Origin of the sequence: Actinosynnema sp. CA-299493, from assembly GCF_050946825.1 — a bacterium.
Lineage (GTDB): Bacteria > Actinomycetota > Actinomycetes > Mycobacteriales > Pseudonocardiaceae > Actinosynnema.
The window spans coordinates 7279576-7296816 of the sequence record NZ_CP191993.1; the positions used below are offsets into that span (position 1 = coordinate 7279576).

Genomic DNA, 17241 nt, shown 5'->3' on the forward strand with positions numbered 1-17241 from the left:
TTTATACCGGGAGGTGCGGTCCCACCGAGGCAGGACCGCACCCTCCCGTCACTGGTAGACGCGGACGTAGTCGACCAGCATGCGCTGCGGGAAGACCGTGGTGGCGTCCGGCGGGCCGGGCCAGTCACCGCCCACCGCGTTGTTGAGCAGGATGAAGAACGGCTTGTCGAACACCCACGGACCCCGCGTCGCCTCCACCGTCGCCTTGTCGATGGTGAGGACGGTCACGTTGTCGATGCTGAACACCATGCCCTTGCTGTTCCAGTCGACCCGGAACAGGTGGAACGCGTTGGCGTAGTCCTGGCCGATGTCGCGCACCTGCCCGATCCCGCCGCCGCCGAAGTAGGCCGGGCCGTGGATCGTCTGGTACGCCGTGTTCGGCTCGCGGCCCAGGTGCTCCATGATGTCGATCTCGCCGCTGGCGGGCCACGGTGTGCCCTTGAAGATGTCGTTGCCGAGCATCCAGAACGCGGGCCACAGGCCCTTGGTTCCCGAGACCTTGACGTTGGCCTCGATCCGGCCGTAGGTCCACGACGCCTTGCCCTCGGTGATGAGCCTGGCCGACGTGTACTGGCACGTGCCGCTGCCGCTGACCGGGTCGACCGGGCACGCCGAGCCGGGCGTGACCTCGCGCCTGGCCTCCAGCACCATGTTGCCGGCGCCGTCGGTGAACGCGTTGCGGTTGTCGGTGTAGTACTGGAGCTCCGCGTTCTGGCCGGTGCCGACCTCGGGCCGCCACTTGCCCGCGTCCGGCCTGGTGCCCGCAGGCGCGTTGAACTCGTCGCTCCACACCAGCCGCAGCGGGTTGCCGGGGTCCGGCGCCTGCGGCGGTGGTGACGTGGGGCTGCCGCCGGTGCCGTACACCTGGAACTCCCACAGCGAGTAGCCGTACTGCCCGCTGCGCTTGGTCAGGTTCACCCGGACGTACCGACCCGTACCGGACACGGTGAACGTCTGCTTGAACCCAGTGCCGTTGGTGACGGTGTGGATCGTGGTCCAGCTCGACGCGTTGGCCGAGGTCTGGATCTCGAACCCGGTGGCGAACGCCGGGTCCCACTGCAGCACGACCTTGCTGACCTGCGCGGTGGCCCCGAGGTCGACGTAGATCCAGCCGGGGTCGACCCAGCCGGTGCCGGCGTTGGTGGCCCAGCGGGTGGCCGGGTTGTAGTCCAGCGCCTTGGCCGGGGTGCAGCCCGGGCACGCGCCGTCGTCCTGGAACGACGAGGCGAACGCGGGCTTGTTGTAGGACAGCAGGCCCCCGGTGGGCGTCGAGTTCGTGCCGGTGCGCACGGCGAACTCCCACAGCGACACGCCGTACTGCGTGGCGCGGGCCGTGGTGTGGAGCCGGACGTAGCGGCCCGTGCCGGTGAAGGTGACGTTCTGCGTGCCACCCGTGCCGGTCGTGGTCTGGTAGACGGTCGTCCACGTCGTGCCGTCGGCCGAGACCTGGAGCTGGAACGCGGTGGCGTACGCGGCCTCCCACTGCACCGTCGCGCCGCACACCTCCCGGCTCGTGCCCAGGTCGACCCGCAGCCACTGCGGGTCGCTGAACGCGCTGGACCAGCGGGTGCCGGTGTTGCCGTCCACCGCCGAGGCGGCCGTGAACGGGCTGCCGGTCTCGACCGACGACGCGGTGACGGGCGCGTTCAGCGCCGCGTTGGCCGTGCCGCACTCGGCCGCCTGCGCCGCGGTGACCGGGACGACCGGCACGACCAGCGCGCCGAGCAGGGCGACCGCGGTGATCAGGCGCTTCACGGGCGACCGTCCGCGCCGCACTTGATGATCGGGTTGATGCAGTCGCGCACCCGGCGGGCGAGTTCCGCCTCCGGCCACGCGTTGAAGAAGTCGCCGTGCATGGTGAAGCCCGGTCCCGAGGCGAGCTTGAACCGCGCCGGGTCGCCGCTCACCGGGTAGCGCAGCACCTGGCGCAGCTTAGGCACCGGCACCGGGTGGGTGGCCGGGCAGTCCGCGTTCACCGGGTACGCCATGTGGCTCTTGTGGTCGGCCGAGTCCAGGTCGCGGCCGTTCCAGCACTGCGGGAAGTCCAGGTAGGACTCCAGCATGGTGCCCGCCGGGCAGTTCACGAAGTCCTTGGACGCGCCGACGTGCCCGGCGTGCAGGCAGGACCAGCGCGAGATCGTGCTGGCGTCGGGCTGGGTGGCCTTCGCGTTGCCCGCCACGACCCGCAGGCCGAGGGGGAACGGCTGGATGCGGGCGATGACGTCGTCGCGCACGCCTTCGCCCAGGTAGTAGAACGTGGTGCCGGTCGGTTCGACGGGCTGGTTGTCCGCGTACAGGGTGGGGACCCAGTAGGAGGACAGGTCGACGCCCGGGTTGCAGTTGCTCGTGCCGGCCAGCAGTGACTGGACGGTGGAGCGGGCGTTGGTGGTGACGTTGCCGAAGAAGCTGTGCATGTGCGACGCGCCGGGCAGGTTCGGCGCGACGATCGGGTCGTCCGGCAGTCGGTGGCTGTACGGGCACTCCGCCAGGAACTCGGCGACCCGCACGATCGGGCCGCTGGAGTTGGTGACGCCGAAGACCTGGAACTCCCACAGCGACACGCCGTACTGGGTGGCGCGGGCGGTGGTGTAGACGCGGACGTACCGCGCGGTGGCCGAGACGTTCAGCGTCTGCACGCCGACGTTGCCGGACGCGGTGGCGACGGTGTTCCAGGCGTTGCCGTCGGCCGAGGTCTGGAGCTGGAACGAGCGCGCGTAGGCGTTCTCCCAGTTCAGGCTGACCTGGCTGATGGCGGTGGACGAGCCGAGGTCGACCCGGAGCCACTGCGGGTCGGCGGCGGCGCTGGACCAGCGGGTGCCGGTGTTGCCGTCGACGGCGGCGGAGGCGGGCGTGCCGCCGTTCTCGGTGGAGGAGGCGGTGACGGGTTTGCCCTGGGACAGCAGCACCGGCGCCGCCGAGGCGGGAGAGGTGACGAAGGTCAGCGCGGACGCGGCCAGGGCCGTGACGGCGAGTGTGGTGACCAGACGACGCCATCGGCGAATGGTGGGGATCACGACTCCCCTTTCGAAGGGCGTTGCGGGGACGGTTAAGAGAGCGCTCTCACAGCGGAACGTAAGACGGCCCCCTGTATCAGTCAAGGAAAGGAGGCAGTTCCGGTCATCCCGTAACAACGGCTCAGAGAGCGCTCTCTGGACCGAGCGTTCAACTCGGGTGTTCTGAACGTAGGACACGCGCGACCTGAACGTGGGACACGGTCGTTCTGAACGTGGGACACGCGCGGCGTGGAGGTAGGACTCCCGGGGTCAGGAGAGGCGGGCGGCCGGGGGGAGGGTGGTCGGTGAGGCGGTCGGCCAGGCCAGGGGGTCGGGGCCGAGGGCCCACAGCTCGGCGACCTGGAGGGCGCACCACGGCGAGACCGGGCGGGCGCCGGCCAGGACGGCGGGGGCGAACTCGGCCCACGGCGCCCACTCGAAGGAGTCGACCTCGTCCGGGTTCGGCTCCGGGTCGCCGGCGACCAGACCCCGGAACACCGGGCACATCTCGTTCTCGGTGACCCCGTTCTCCATCACCGCCCGGTAGCGGAACGCGGGCAGCACCAGGTCGAGGGTGACGTCGGCCAGGCCGAGCTCGTCGGCCAGCCGCCGCGACACCGCCGACGCCACCGGCTCGTCGGGCGCCGGGTGGCCGCAGCACGAGTTGGTCCACACGCCCGGCCACGTCTTCTTGTGCAGGGCGCGCCTGGTCAGCAGCAGCCTGCCCGCCCCGTCGAACAGGTACGACGAGAACGCCAGGTGCAGCGGGGTGGACGCGTGGTGCACGGAGGCCTTGTCGGCCACGCCGATCCCGGCACCGGACTCGTCCAGGAGCACGACTTGTTCCACGTCGCCCACCCTGCCACACCGGCGATCACCGCGCGTCGGCGAGCACCCTGGGATTGCGCACGAGCTTGCCACTCGGGGTGCGCGGCAACGCGGGCAGCACGTGCACCCGCCGCGGCCGCTTGAACTCGGCCAGCCGCTCGGCGCACCAGGCGGCCACCTCGTCCGGCGTCAGCGCGTCCGACGCGGTCGCGACGTAGGCCTCGATGGCCCCGTCGTGCACCACGATGGCCTCGGTGACCAGCGGGTGGCCCCTCAGCGCCTCCTCCACCTCGGTCAGGTCGACGTTGAAGCCGAGCACCATGACCAGGGAGTCGGACCGTCCCAGCAGCACCAGGTTGCCCCGTGCGTCGAACTCGCCGCGGTCACCCGTGTGGAACCACCCGTCGGAGTAACGCGAGGCGCCTTCCTCGTGCAGGTACGGCGACTCGTCCAGGGCCACCTCGACCAGGCCCTCGCGCACCCTGATGGTGGTGTCGGACAGCGGCCTGCCCGCTGATGGCCGGGACGTGCCGCTCACGTCCATCGTCAGCGCCCCCGTCTCGGTGGTGCCGAAGCACTCGCCCACCGCTACCCCGTGGACAGCGGCGAACTTCTCGGCCACCTCCGGCGGCATCAGCTCGCCGCCGGAGAACGCGCCGCGCACCGACCGCAGCGCCTCGGACCCTCCCTGCTCGGCGAGCAGCTCGAAGTGGTACGGCTGGCCGGTGAGGAAGTCCACCCGGTGTCGCGCGGCGGTCCGCAGCACGTCCTCGGCGGAGGCCGACCGCGCCGCGAACACCAGCTCGACCCCGGCGGCCAGCGAGTGCAGCAGTCCTCCCATCAGCCCGTAGCTGTAGGCGGTGTTGTTGAGGATCAGGTACTTCTCGCCGTGGCGGGCCATCCCCTCGGCGGCGGCGAACCGCATCACCTCGCGGATGATCGATTCGGTGCTGCGGCCGATGATCTTGGGCCGTCCGGTCGAGCCCGAGGTGAACTGCACCAGCCGGTGCCGGGTGGCGGCGGGCCGGCCGTTCGGCTTGCGCTGGGTGACCAGCTCGTACCGCTCGCGGAAGGCGCCGGTGAACCGACCGGTCGCGCGCACGAGGAACTGCGGGTGGGTCAGGTCGCACAGCACGCCGACCTCGGTCGAGGTGAGCCGGTGGTCGATCGGCACGACCCTGGCGCCGAGCGTCCACAGCGCCAGCACCGCCTCCATCTGGGTGAAGCTCGGGGGCACCTGGACGGCGACCGTGCTGCCCTCTCCCACTCCTGAGGCGGCGAACAGGCTCGCCTCGGCGGCGACGGACGCGCGCAACGCGCCGTGGGTGACGGTGTGCTCGTGGGTGAACACCGGCACGTCGTCGCCTTGGCGGGACAACAGGTCGGTGACGAACTCGCGCATCTTGGCTCAGGTCTCCTTGCAGAACTCGCCGATGGGGATGCCCACGTGCCGCTGCTCGGTCGCGATGTAGCCGAGCAGCTCGTCGCCGCGTTGGAGCTCGGTGACGTTGCGGACCTTCCCGCCGGGGCCGAGCACCCGCACGTGCCAGTCGTCCTGCACGGTGAGGCTCACCTCGACGCCCTCGGGCGAGTGCGCGGTGATGGTCAGGATCGGGCGCGATTCGAGCTTGGCCCGGCCGACGGTGAGCTTGCGGGTGCGGCCCTCGGAGTTCACCGCGAGCACCGTGCTGCCCGAACGCAGTTCGGACAGGTAGTTGGTGCGGTTGTCCGGTCCGAGCACGTAGGAGTGCAGGGCGCCGGCGTTGACCCGGAACGGCCGGGTCGGCATGTAGGGCAGCGGGTGGGTCTCGCTGCAGCAGAGGATGAAGCCGGAGGAGAACGAGCCGACGAGGATGCCCTCGTCCTCCTGGAAGTGCGAGGCGGTGTCGACGCAGACGCGGTCGCCGAGGCCGTTGTGGGTGATGCCGTCGACGACGAGCGTGGTGAGGTCGAGCGGCGCGGTGGTCGCTTCCAGCAGCCTGGCCAGCTTGAACACGTCGTTGGCGTCGCGGGGTGCCATCAGCACGCCGTCCGAGCCGTGCTCCAGCACGTCGAGCACGATCGCGGCCTCTTCGAGGTCGGCCACGACGGTGACCAGCTTGCCGGGCGCGCCGTCGGCGGCGGCGATGACGATCTCCAGCGGGATCTTCGTCGGATCGGTGAACGCGACCACGGCGTGCCCGAGCCGGACCGCCGCGGCGCACGCGAGCTTGAGCGTGCGGTCGTCGCGGACCTGCACGAACGCCGCGTCGGTGGTGAGCCGGTCGAGCGCGTCCTGGTCCTCGACGACCACGGTGACCAGGTGCGGGCTGTCGACCGCCGCGTCGGCGAGGAGCACCCGGGTGATCGTGGGCGGCAGCGTGTCCAGCAGCGCCGGGTCGTCGGAGACGACGCCGGCGAGGCGGGCGTGCACGGCGGCGTCCACGACGGCTTCGCGGTGCGCTTCGGGGACGGTTCGGAGGTCGATCCAGGCGAACTTCAACGGTTCTCCAAGGGGTGAGAGCCCGATCGGCGTGCGGACGGGCCGCCGCCGGTCGGATGACCGGCGGCGGCCGTTGGCGACAAGCTCATGACGAGGCCACGACGCCCGTCATGGCGCGGACCAGGTCCGCTTCGGTGTCGTCGTGGACGATCGAGGCCAGTTCCGCGACCAGCGACATGGGCGCGGGCGCGGTGAACACGCGGCGGCCGACGGCCAGGCCGGCGCAGCCGACCGCCATCGCGGTGCGGGCGTGGTCGACCACGCTGCCGCCGGTCGCGGGGCCGCCCGCGACCAGCACCGGGATCGGACAGCTGGCGATCACGTCGGCCATCCGCTTGGTGGGTCGCGCGAGGTTGGTCTTGACGATGTCGGCGCCGAGGTCGACCGCGATGTTGACCACGTGCGCGAGCAGGGCGGGGTCGTTCGGGTCGGCGATGCGCGGTCCGCGCGGGTAGACCATGGCGATCAGCGGCACGTTCCACTCGTCGCACGCCTTGGCGACCACGCCGAAGTCGGCGAGCTGGCGCTCCTCGGTGTCCGAGCCGATGTTGACGTGCACGCTCACCGCGTCGGCGCCCAGTCGCAGCGCCTCGTCGACCTCGCCGACGATGACCTTGGCGTTGGTGTCGGCGGCGTGCGCGGTGCCCGCGCTGAGGTGGACGACCAGGGCGCAGCCCGCCAGCACGTCCGGGTCGATCGTCCGCACCCGTCCTTTGTGGACGATGATGGCGTCGGCGCCGCCCACCACGACCGAGTCGATGAGCTCGTGCCACCGGTCGCGCGGCACCACCGGACCGTCCGAGACGCTGTGGTCGAGCGGGACGAAGAGGTACCTGTCGTCGCGCGGACGGGAAAGGCGTCGCAACCGCAACGCTTTCGCCATGTCGCTCACACCTCCTCGGTATTCGGTGGCGGCCACCAGCAGGGTGGTGGAACCACTGAGCGCGGCGGGAGGTGTGAGGTGGCGATAACTCACCAGTTATGCACCTGTTGGAGCAACGGGCAGGGGTTCACCCCGGCACGTGGTCGTCACCCCTGGCCACCCTCGCGATCGGTGTCCGGTCCGTCTTGTTGCCCTAGGCTGCCGCAGTGAACATGGAGCTCAGGCATCTCCACGTCGTGCTGACCGTGGCGGAAGCGGGCAGCATCAGCCGAGCCGCCTCACTGCTGAAGATCGCGCAGGCCGGGCTGACCGCGCAGTTGCGGCGCATCGAGCGGGGCTTCGGTGGTCCGTTGTTCCTGCGGCGCACCGACGGCGTCGAACTGACCGAACTCGGCCGCCACGTCGTGCTGCGGTCCCGTGACCTGGTGGAACGGTTCGACGACTTGCTGGTGACCGCGCGCAAGCTGGCCGCGGAGAGCGACGGCACGGGCATCCGGCTCGGCGGCGTGGCCGGTTCGCTGACGCCGTTGCTGGTCGGCGTGGTGCGCGCGCTGCTGCCGACGCACCCGCAGACCACCCACCTCGAACGCACCAGCGACGCCGTGCTCGACCTGGTGCGCACGGGGAAGTTGGACCTGGCGCTGGTCACGGAGTTCCCGCAGAGTCCACTGCGGATTCCCGAAGAGGCCGACTGCCGGACCGTCGTGACGGAACCGATGTTGGTCGGGATCGCGGTCGGGCACCGGTTGTCGGCGCGCAACGAGATTCGGCTGTCCGAACTGGCCGATGAGGAGTGGGCCGTGCCGGACGAGAGCTACGGCGGCGGAAGGTTGAACCTTCACCTGGCTTGCGAGGCGGCCGGGTTCACGCCGCGGTGCGCGCACTTCGGGGTCGATCCGGCGTCGGCGGCGGAGCTGGTGCGCTCGGGGCACACCGTGGCGTGCTTCTTCCCGACCGGCCACGACCTGCCCGGCGTGCTGCTGAAACCGATCGTGGGCAACCCGGTGCACCGGCGCGTGACGGTGGTGTGGCGGCGGGACTGCGCGGCGGCCGAGTACGTCGACGAGGTCCACGCGGCGCTGCTGCGCGCCTACCAGGAGCGGATCTGGGCGCACGGTCCGCGCACGGCGAAGCTCGCCGCCACCGGGCTGACCGCGGCGGCCAGCTGACGGCCCGGACCCCGGCTGACGCCCCGGGCCATGGCAGCCCGGCACCGGCCCGGAGTCCTCACACCGCCGGTCCTCGGGGTGGACGGCTCAGCGCGCGTCCTCGTCGCGCGCGCTGTAGCGCTCGGCCATCTCCACGTCCCACCAGGCGGCGAAGAACTGGAAGTCGGCCTCGCCGTCGTTGACGAGCTGGTGCTCCTCGTACGGGCGGAAGTGCACGATGTCGCCCGCCGCGAACGGCGACCGGCCCTCGTCGGTGACGATCTCCGCCTCGCCGTGGACGGCCACCCAGACCTCGTGCTCGCGGTGGGCGTGCGTGCTCGACGCCGCGCCCGGCTGCACCACGCACCACGAACCGTCGAACGGGGCGTTCACCATCGGCCACGGCATCAGCCTGCGGGCCACCAGCCCGCTGTCCCGGACCAGTTCCCCCGGGTCGAGTCGGCGCATCTCCACGGTTATCGCCCCACCACGACGGCGGCAAGCTCCACGTGTCCCACGGTGCTCTCCCAGCGCCGACCGGAATCCGACGTTGTCAACGGCGAACGCTCGGGCGTGGTCGCCGGAGATCGTCGCCAGGGCACGCCGGGGCGGAAATCCATTGCCACCGAACGGCCTACCGCCAGAACTTATAGATCACGGTGCGCGGCGGCCACACGCTTGAGCACGCGCGTTCGCCACGAGCGCGCGACGGGTTCGGTCGGCGTTCCCCGGTGGACCGCGCCGGCAGGCCTCCGACCCGGCACTACCGCAGGTCGGAGCGTTCGGGCAGGTCGAACCGGGTCGGCCCGGTGGCCGTCGGCGCGGTCCGCCGACCCTTCGGGAACGCGAAACCCGGACGGCCGATCAGCGGTCCGCGTGCCGCAGCACGCTCTCCACCTCGGTGCGGAACGCGTTGACGCCGTCCTCGCCCTCGGGCGCGCCGTGCGCTTGGAGCAGGTGCAGCAACGCCACGCCGTCCGCGGACCGGCGCGACAGCGCGCGGAACGAGAACGCGGCCTCGTAGACGGCGGTCGCCGTGGCCAGCGCCGCCGCGACCGTCGCCAGGAACGCCCACAGCGCGCGCCGCCCGTCGTCGGCCACCGCCACCGCGCCCAACGCCGCCGCCGCGGTGAACAGCAGCACCGACAGGCTCGTGGTCCACCGGCGTGCGGCGGTGTAGCGGGCCTGGGCCTGCTCGAACCCGGCGAGCCGTTCGCCGACCCGGTGCCGCAGGTAGGCGCGGAGGAACTGCTCGCGGTGGTCGTGGACCGCCGTCGTGGCGCTGGTCATGTGCGGCTCACCGATTCGTGCCGGAGCCGCGCCACGGCCGTCGCCAACTCGCGGGCGCGGTCCTCGCGCTCGGCGTCGTCGACGGCGGGTGGCGCGGCGAGGTGGTCGAAGTACAAGGCGCGCAGCTGCTCGGCCCGGACCTTGGCGTCGGGGTCCTCGCCGGACCGCGCCACGACCGCGAGCACCGCCGCCGCCGCGCCGGACACGGCGAGCAGCACACCGGGCCACGGCTCGTCCCGCAGCCAGACCTGCAAGGCGGCGAACACCGTGGCGCCGAAGCCGGCCGCGATGGCGAGCACCACCAGCAGGCGGGCGCGGTCGCGCGAGCGGAGGGCGGCGACCTCGCACTCGTGCAGCACGGGGGCCACCACCTGGTTGGCCTCGTGGATCGCGTCGGCGAGCAGCGGGTAGTCCAGCACGTAGCCGGGGTCGATCACGGGGTGCGGCTCGGGCGCGCGGAACCGCACGCGCGGCCACACGGCGGGCGGCGGCACGTCGGCGTGCAGCCTGGCGCCGGGCCGGTTGCCCAGCACGCGCCGCACCACGGCCGCCACCTTGTCCGCGCCTTCGTCCAGGTGCACCAGGGCGACCTGGCCGCTGCGCACCAGCACGGCGAGGTCGTCGTCGCGCTCGGCGACAACGGGCTGCGGCACGGCCTCGGCCGCGGCGGTCCCGACCTGGGCCTCGACGTCCTCGCCACCCGCGACAACGCCGGTCCCGGGCTCGCCGCCCGCGATCGGGCCGGGAGTGGCAACACCCGGCCCGCCCTCCGCGATCACGCCAGGAGTGGCGGCACCTGGCCCGCCGCCCGCGATCACGCCGGGAGTGGCGGCAGCCGGCCCGCCCCCCGCGATCTCGTCCGCCAGCCCACCCGTGCCGGCGAGCACGAGCAGCGGCCGGTCGCGGCCCAGGTGGTCGACCAGGGCGGCCCGCGCGACCTCGCCACCGCCGACCAGCACCGCGAGCGCCGGGCGCTTCGGCCCGGTGACGGCGTCCACCGCGCGGAACAGCGCGGGCAGCTCCTCGCCCCACTTCGACCCCGGCACGAGCACCGCCGTGTCGTGGTTCACGTTGAGCCGTGCCTCACCGTCCGCCGGCTCCGCGTCCTCCGCCGCCACCCGGCCCGACGGCGCGACGCCGACCAGCCGCGGCCACCGGCCGTCCAGCGACTCGGCGGCCAGGCCGACCAGGTGCGTGACGCCCACGTCCGCGCCCGCCGTGACCACGACCGCGTCCGCGCCGGCCGCCGCCGCGAGCACCGCGCGCAGCACCGGGAGCACGGCGGCGGCCAGGTCGGTGCTCAGGGCGTCGGCCGAGCCGAACACCGCCAGGACCGGGCGTCCGCGCGGCAGGCCGAGGGCACGCGGCCGGATGTCGGCGTCGGGATGGGCCAGTCGCCGCACCCGTGGGCCGGCACCCGCTGTAGGCATGCCGGGCACCCTAGCGGTGGCTCACGTGAATTTCACCCGTTCGGGGTCGGATTTCACCGCAGGTAGAGTGCTCGACGTGTCGATTGACCCCGCCGAACTGGAAATCGCCCTAAGGGTGCTCGCCCAAGTGGACGAACTGGACACCGAGCACGCCGACGCGGTAGCCGTCCGCCGGGCCACCGCCGGCATCTGGAAGAACCTCCGCAAGCGCCGCAAGGCCGACCGCCGGGCCTCGGTCACGGCCGCCGACCGCGCCGTCATCGAGGCGACCGCGACCGGCTCGCCGTCCCGCATCGACGACGAGACCCGCGGCCTGCTGCTGCGCGAGCCGGAACCCGGCGCGAAGGCGGGCACGCTGCTGCGCGCCCGCTCCTGCTACACGTGCAAGAAGCGGTACACCGAGGTCGACGCGTTCTACCACCAGCTGTGCCCGGACTGCGCGGCGCTCAACCGCGCCAAGCGCGACCAGGGCGCGGACCTGACCGGCAAGCGCGCCCTGCTCACCGGCGGCCGGGCCAAGATCGGCATGTACATCGCGCTGCGGCTGCTGCGCGACGGCGCGCACACCACCATCACCACCCGGTTCCCGCACGACGCGGTGCGGCGGTTCGCGTCCATGCCCGACAGCGCCGACTGGCTGCACCGGCTCCGCGTGGTCGGCATCGACCTGCGCGACCCGGCCCAGGTCGTGCGGCTGGCCGACTCGGTGGCCGCCGCCGGGCCGCTGGACATCCTGATCAACAACGCCGCGCAGACCGTGCGCCGGTCGTCGAACGCCTACGCGCCCCTGGTGGCGGCCGAATCGGCCCCGCTGCCGGCCGGCCCGTTGCCCGAGCTGGTGACGTTCGGGCACACGATGGCCGCGCACCCGGTGGCGCTGGCGGGCACGTTGGCCGACACCATCCCGGCGGTCACGGCGCTGGCGCTGACCGCCGGGTCCAAGGAGATCGACGCGGGCGGCCTGGTGCCCGACGAGGCGGCGGTCAACAGCTGGGTGCAGCGGGTGGACGAGGTCGACCCGGTCGAGCTGCTGGAAGTGCAGCTGTGCAACAGCACCGCGCCGTTCATCCTGATCTCCCGGCTGCGGCCGGCGATGGCCGCCTCGCCCGCGCGCCGCAAGTACGTGGTGAACGTCTCCGCGATGGAGGGCCAGTTCAGCCGCGCCTACAAGGGGCCGGGCCACCCGCACACGAACATGGCCAAGGCCGCGCTGAACATGCTGACCCGCACCAGCGCCGAGGAGATGCTGACCGAGGACGGCATCCTGATGACCGCCGTCGACACCGGCTGGATCACCGACGAACGGCCGCACCCGACCAAGCTGCGGCTGGCCGCGGAGGGCTTCCACGCGCCGCTGGACCTCGTCGACGGCGCGGCCAGGGTGTACGACCCGATCGTGCGCGGCGAGCTGGGCGAGGACCTGTACGGCTGCTTCCTGAAGGACTACGCGCCCGCGGCCTGGTGAGCCCGTTCGCCGCGCGTGATCACCTGAGCGTCGACCGCGGCTACTCCGTCCACTCCCGGCAGCACCAACGGGGATGGGCCGAACGGGGTGCGCCGGTTAACGGATCCGTGCCCGTGTGCGACTCTCCGTCGGTAGGCTGGAGCTTTCGCCAGACCGCCGCGAGGCGACGGGGGTGGGCATGGACGGCGGGCGGGCCGGTCGAGCCGCCGCACTGCCGCGCGTGACCGGGGTGGGTGGCGCGGTGACCGGGTGGGTGGCGCGGTGACCGGGTGGGTGGCGCGGTGACCGCGCCCCGCGTCAACCCGTTCCCGCTGCCGGGCTGGGAGAGCACGCCGATGCGCCCGCTGCGCCCGTGGCACCGGCCGGCGCACCGCGACTACTACGTGCCCGTCGACGGCACCGAAGAGGCCTTCGACCTGTTCCGGCAGGAGATGGGCGACCTGGGCGTCCTGCTGGAGTACGGCCGCCTGGCGCTGGTCACCGGCGAGTCCGGGTGCGGCAAGACCGCGTTGGTCAACCGGTGCGCGGACTGGGTCGCCGCCGAGCTCGCGCGGCGGGACATGCGCGGGGTCGTGCTGGACCTGACCGGCTGCCTGCCGACCGACCGGGAGCTGTCGATCGACGAGCGCACCGCCGAGGTGTGCGACCGGATGTTCGACCTGCTGGTGGACGCCGGGGCGCTGCGCCCGGAGAGCGAGGACCGGCTGGACGCCGTCCGGGCCGTGCCGGGCCGCGTGTTCCCGCGCCTGGGCCGGGCGCTGCGCGAGGAGGTCGCGCTGGTCGTGCTGCTGCCCAGCCCGAACGAGCTGGTGGACGAGGTGATCCGCTACACCCGGACGCTCAACAGCGCGAAAGTGCTGTTCCTGACCGAATCCGCGTACTTGGGCACGGACGAGGTGGCCGACGTCGTGCGGCAACTGGAAACCTGGGTCCCGCCGATCACCCTGCACGTCGGCCCGCTCGACACCGGTGACGCGCAGCGATTCGCGGAGGACCGGCTGTCGCGGCACGCGGCAGCGGGCAGTTATCCACGGATGAGTGATGGCGCGATCGAACTGGTGGCGAAGCACTGCCAATCGATCGCCATGCTGCAAAGATTTTTACATGGCACTTACGAACACAAACGTGAAGCGGGACTAGGGTACACCGAGGCCGATCTGGTGACCGTCGAGGACATCAGGGCGTTCTTGAACACGAAGTCCCGGAATGGACCGGTGAATGGGCCATGAGCGACCGCAGCGATCTCCCGCCCTCGCGGAAGAACCCCTTCTCGCCGATGGCGGTCGCCCGGATCACGGACTTCGACGCCGACCCCGACGCGGTCGACGTGGCGATCACCACCGACGCGACGCGGCAGGCGCTCGCGCACCTCACGTCCTACCTGGACGCGCCGCCCGCGCGCGGCGGACGTGACCGCACCGGCACCGTGGTCGCCGTGCTCGGCGACTACGGCACGGGCAAGACGCACCTCGCCGTGCGGCTGGTCCGGCACGCCCGGCAGGTGCTGGCCGACCCGACGCACGCGCTGTACCTGGACGCGACCGCGGAGAGCTTCATCGAGCTGTACCGGCGGTTCATGCAGAAGCTCGGCCGCGAGGGCGTGCGGGCGCAGGTCAGCGAGTACTACGCGGACATCGTCGCGGACTCGTTGCAGAGCAGCGGGCTGACCAGCGACATGCTGGAGTGGCTCGGCAGCAGGCAGCTGGAGCCGCAGGAGGTCGTCGAGCGGCTGGGCCTGATGGAGAGCGCGCTGCTGCGCAAGGTCCAGGACACGCTGCGCGAGGTGACCAACAACAAGGACTTCGGCACCGCGCTCACCCTGCTGCTGCGGCCGGGGTTCGAGCACTCGGTGTGGTCGTGGCTGCTCGGCGGCGCGCCGGACCAGGTGCTGGTGGAACGCGGCATCGACACGCCCATCGACACCGAGGTGGCCGCGCTGGAGGCGATGGGCGTGTTCGCCCTGCTGTTCGGCGGCAGGCAGCGGCGGTTCGTGCTGGCGGTCGACGAGCTGGACAAGATCTTCTCCGCCGACAGCCGCCCGCAGGCCAGGACCATGGCCGCGTTCCAGACGTTGTTGCAGGTGTTCGCCAAGGCCGGGGCGTGCCTGGTGCTGTGCGGGCTGCCGGACTTCAAGTCCGTGCTGCCGCAGGCGGTGCGGGAGCGCATCCCGTACACGGTGGTCATGTCGGGGCTCAGCCAGGGCGAGGTGCGCGAGTTCGTCGAGCTGGCGCAGGAGCAGGTGTTCGGCGCGCGGCAGCTGGCGCCGTTCACCGTCGACACCACGCGGTACCTGCGCGACCTCGCCAGGGGCAACGCCCGCAACGTGATCCGGCTGTGCCACCGGGTGTTCCGGATGGCCGACGACCTCTCCCGCGAGCCCGGCCACGAGTTCGCCGTCACCGAGGACGTGGTGCGGCAGGCGGCGCGCGACCTGTTCGGGTCGTTGAGCTCGGACGACATCGACGGCGTGGTCCGCAGGCTGCTCGACGCGAACGGCCTCGACTACCTGCACCGGCACCTGCTCGGCACGGCCGAGGACTCGCTCGCGGACTTCTGGGTCACCTTCCCCGAGCACACGACCGGCTGCGCCGTGCTGGTCACCCGGTCCCTGCTGGAGAACGCGGACCTCGGCGCGGTGCGGCGGCGGATCTCGGCGGTGCGCGAGGCCGAGCCGGACGCCGAGCTGATCCTGCTGGTCAACGGCGTGGTGGCGGACGGCGTGGCGATCCAGCTGCGGGAGCTGCTGGGCCGCGAGCCGCTGGTGTACGTCGACCGGACGTTCGCCGACGACTTCAAGGCGCTGGTGAGCGCGACAGGGCGGCGGTTGACCGGCGACGCGGACCCGTTGTCGGCGCTGCGGTGGCGGATGGACCAGCTGGCCAAGCAGCAGTCGAGCATCTACGGGTTCATCGAGCACCTGGCCGAGCACATGGACGGCGTGCGGGCGTCGTCGGACCGGCAGCTCGGCGCGATCCAGCGGCAGCTCGGCGCGTTGGCGGGCGGCACGCCGGGCCGTGCGGAGGCGGCGGCGGCGTCGAACAGGCTGCCCGGCGAGGTGGAGCGGCTGTTCCGGGACGCGGTGGACGCGTTGGAGGACCTGACGCAGGTCGACGTGATGTTCGAGGAGGCGTTCGACCACGCGCCGACGGCCACCCAGGAGGCGGTGCACCGGCGGCTGCGGACGCCGGAGTTCACCCAGGCCGCGGCGCAGGCGGAGTTCATGCGCAAGGCCGTGCAGGCGTTCCGGGCCGGGGTGTCGCAGTGGTACCAGGCGTCCGAGGACGCCGACGCGCAGGACCGGTTGGAGGAGCTGTGCGGCATCTACGACGGGATCGTGGAGTTCCTGCCGCTGTTCCTGCTGGACCCGCTGTTCAAGCTGCCGCCGTGGTCGGCGCGGGCGGGTGGCCTGGTGGCCGAGGTGGGCCAGGGCTCGCGCCGCGCCCGCGTGCACGAGGCGCTGCGCAACCTGAGCCCCCGCGTGCGCCGCGCGGTCTTCCGCTCGTCCCCGGCGTGACCGCGCCGCTCAGGGCGTGGGCTTGACCCGGTAGGTCGCCGCCGTCTGCGGCGCGGGGGCCGGCTTGAGCGGCACCCTCGGCACGCGCGTCGGCCGGCGCACCGGCACCGGCACCGGCACCGGACGGGTCGCCGACCAGCGGTCGTAGGCGCCGTTCGTCACGGCGTGCAGCAGGTTCACCACGATGACGGCCGGCGCCACCACCGCGATGGCGCCCGGGAACACCGGTTCCAGCAGCAGCGCCAGGATGATCGCGGTCAGCCCGTTCTGCTGGCCCAGCGCCAGCCGCACCCGGTCGCCGCGCCACCGCTTGGGCGCCGTCAGCCCGAACGCCACCACGGCCTGCGCGCCGAACGCCGCCGCGCCGAGCACCGCGCCGACGCCGGCCAGCGCCCAGCTGAACTCGGCGGCCAGCACCAGCCCGACCGCGGCGGTGGCCAGGAACATCCCCGCCTGCGCCAGCCCGTCCACCCACCGGCCCAGGTCCGGCCGGAAGAACAGACCCAGCAGCGCCAGCGCCAGCAGCAGCGAGTGCTGCACCGCGACGAACCCGATGGCGAGCACCGCCACGACCATCACCGCGCGCACCGCGTACCGGACCGCGCGGCCACCGGCCTCGGCCCGCCGCACCCGCCCGCGCACCAGCGACCACAGCACGAACGCCACCCCGGCCAGCGCCAGGTTCAGCACCAGGTCGACCGCGAACGTCCCCACGCCGCCGACCGCGCCGCCCCTCAGCGCGAACGCGGTGAGGTAGACCGTGAGCAGCACCGTGATCGGGTCGTCGAACGACGCCCACGCCGACAGCAGCGCCTTCGCCGAGTCCGACATCCGCGACTTCGCGTGCATCGCGGCGACCGACAGCGGGTCGATCTGCGCCACCGCCACCGCGAGGACCAGGTGGGCCGGGTCGCGGAACGCGAAGAACACCACGGCGAAGATCAGCGCGACTTTCGCCAGCACGCCGATCGTGACCGCCAGGACGACCGTGCGCAGTTGCCTGCGGAATTCCGCGATCACGATCCCGCTGGTGCTCGCGTACAAACCGAATCCGAGCAGTGCGGTGATGAAGAACCCGTACACCGGCGACCGGTCGACCTCACGGAGTCCGAACTGCCAGGCGACGAGCCAGCCCGCGCCGAGGGCCGAGAGCAGCGCGGCCGAGCGGATCACGGGCGTCACCATTACACGGTAGGCACGGGTGGATG

General features: G+C 72.4%; 14 protein-coding genes. 4 read left to right on the plus strand and 10 right to left on the minus strand.

The window, feature by feature from the left end:
* Positions 1-48: 48 nt before the first annotated feature.
* The 6 genes from ACQPYE_RS30585 to ACQPYE_RS30610 all read right to left on the minus strand — a co-directional run bounded on the left by ACQPYE_RS30585 (position 49) and on the right by ACQPYE_RS30610 (position 7186).
* On the minus strand, positions 49-1755 hold the full coding sequence (locus ACQPYE_RS30585) for a discoidin domain-containing protein (RefSeq protein ID WP_498716352.1): 1707 nt from the start codon (positions 1753-1755) through the stop codon (positions 49-51).
* Positions 1752-3014, minus strand: a complete 1263-nt coding sequence (locus ACQPYE_RS30590) for a DUF1996 domain-containing protein (RefSeq protein ID WP_498716354.1) — start codon at positions 3012-3014, stop codon at positions 1752-1754. The genes ACQPYE_RS30585 and ACQPYE_RS30590 overlap by 4 nt, the downstream gene beginning before the upstream one ends.
* A 249-nt stretch (positions 3015-3263) precedes the next feature.
* Positions 3264-3842 (minus strand): isopentenyl-diphosphate Delta-isomerase, encoded by a 579-nt coding sequence (gene idi / locus ACQPYE_RS30595; RefSeq protein WP_498716355.1) that lies wholly within the window; start codon positions 3840-3842, stop codon positions 3264-3266.
* A 25-nt stretch (positions 3843-3867) separates the two neighbouring features.
* Positions 3868-5223 carry a class I adenylate-forming enzyme family protein gene (locus ACQPYE_RS30600; RefSeq protein ID WP_498716356.1) on the minus strand — a complete coding sequence of 452 codons (1356 nt, stop codon included), beginning with the start codon at positions 5221-5223 and terminating at the stop codon, positions 3868-3870.
* A gap of 6 nt (positions 5224-5229) precedes the next feature.
* The gene (locus tag ACQPYE_RS30605; protein WP_498716358.1) at positions 5230-6303 is read right to left on the minus strand and encodes a 3-dehydroquinate synthase II family protein; all 1074 of its coding nucleotides are present in this window, start codon (positions 6301-6303) and stop codon (positions 5230-5232) included.
* Positions 6304-6388: 85 nt separating this feature from the next.
* The gene (locus tag ACQPYE_RS30610; protein ID WP_498716360.1) at positions 6389-7186 is read right to left on the minus strand and encodes a 2-amino-3,7-dideoxy-D-threo-hept-6-ulosonate synthase; all 798 of its coding nucleotides are present in this window, start codon (positions 7184-7186) and stop codon (positions 6389-6391) included.
* Between the two features lie 212 nt (positions 7187-7398).
* Between ACQPYE_RS30610 and ACQPYE_RS30615 the strand changes: the two genes are divergently transcribed.
* Entirely contained in the window at positions 7399-8355 is a 957-nt protein-coding gene (locus ACQPYE_RS30615; RefSeq protein ID WP_498723017.1) for a LysR family transcriptional regulator, read from the plus strand.
* 87 nt (positions 8356-8442) lie between these two features.
* Here ACQPYE_RS30615 and ACQPYE_RS30620 read toward each other — a convergent pair whose 3' ends face one another.
* The 3 genes from ACQPYE_RS30620 to ACQPYE_RS30630 all read right to left on the minus strand — a co-directional run bounded on the left by ACQPYE_RS30620 (position 8443) and on the right by ACQPYE_RS30630 (position 11054).
* Complete coding sequence (locus ACQPYE_RS30620; protein ID WP_498716361.1) at positions 8443-8802, minus strand: cupin domain-containing protein; 360 nt, start codon at positions 8800-8802, stop codon at positions 8443-8445.
* A 396-nt stretch (positions 8803-9198) separates the two neighbouring features.
* Positions 9199-9624 (minus strand): hypothetical protein, encoded by a 426-nt coding sequence (locus ACQPYE_RS30625; RefSeq protein WP_498716362.1) that lies wholly within the window; start codon positions 9622-9624, stop codon positions 9199-9201.
* The gene (locus tag ACQPYE_RS30630) at positions 9621-11054 is read right to left on the minus strand and encodes a hypothetical protein (protein ID WP_498716363.1); all 1434 of its coding nucleotides are present in this window, start codon (positions 11052-11054) and stop codon (positions 9621-9623) included. The genes ACQPYE_RS30625 and ACQPYE_RS30630 overlap by 4 nt, the downstream gene beginning before the upstream one ends.
* Positions 11055-11130: 76 nt before the next feature.
* On the opposite strand from ACQPYE_RS30630, the gene ACQPYE_RS30635 reads away from it, so the two are divergent.
* The 3 genes from ACQPYE_RS30635 to ACQPYE_RS30645 all read left to right on the plus strand — a co-directional run bounded on the left by ACQPYE_RS30635 (position 11131) and on the right by ACQPYE_RS30645 (position 16033).
* Positions 11131-12519, plus strand: a complete 1389-nt coding sequence (locus ACQPYE_RS30635; protein WP_498716364.1) for an SDR family NAD(P)-dependent oxidoreductase — start codon at positions 11131-11133, stop codon at positions 12517-12519.
* 281 nt (positions 12520-12800) lie between these two features.
* Positions 12801-13748, plus strand: coding sequence for a hypothetical protein (locus ACQPYE_RS30640; protein WP_498716365.1), 948 nt, complete (start codon positions 12801-12803; stop codon positions 13746-13748).
* Complete coding sequence (locus tag ACQPYE_RS30645) at positions 13745-16033, plus strand: hypothetical protein (RefSeq protein ID WP_498716367.1); 2289 nt, start codon at positions 13745-13747, stop codon at positions 16031-16033. The genes ACQPYE_RS30640 and ACQPYE_RS30645 overlap by 4 nt, the downstream gene beginning before the upstream one ends.
* Before the next feature lie 9 nt (positions 16034-16042).
* On the opposite strand, the gene ACQPYE_RS30650 is transcribed toward ACQPYE_RS30645, so the two are convergent.
* Complete coding sequence (locus tag ACQPYE_RS30650; protein WP_498716368.1) at positions 16043-17215, minus strand: hypothetical protein; 1173 nt, start codon at positions 17213-17215, stop codon at positions 16043-16045.
* Positions 17216-17241: the final 26 nt, after the last annotated feature.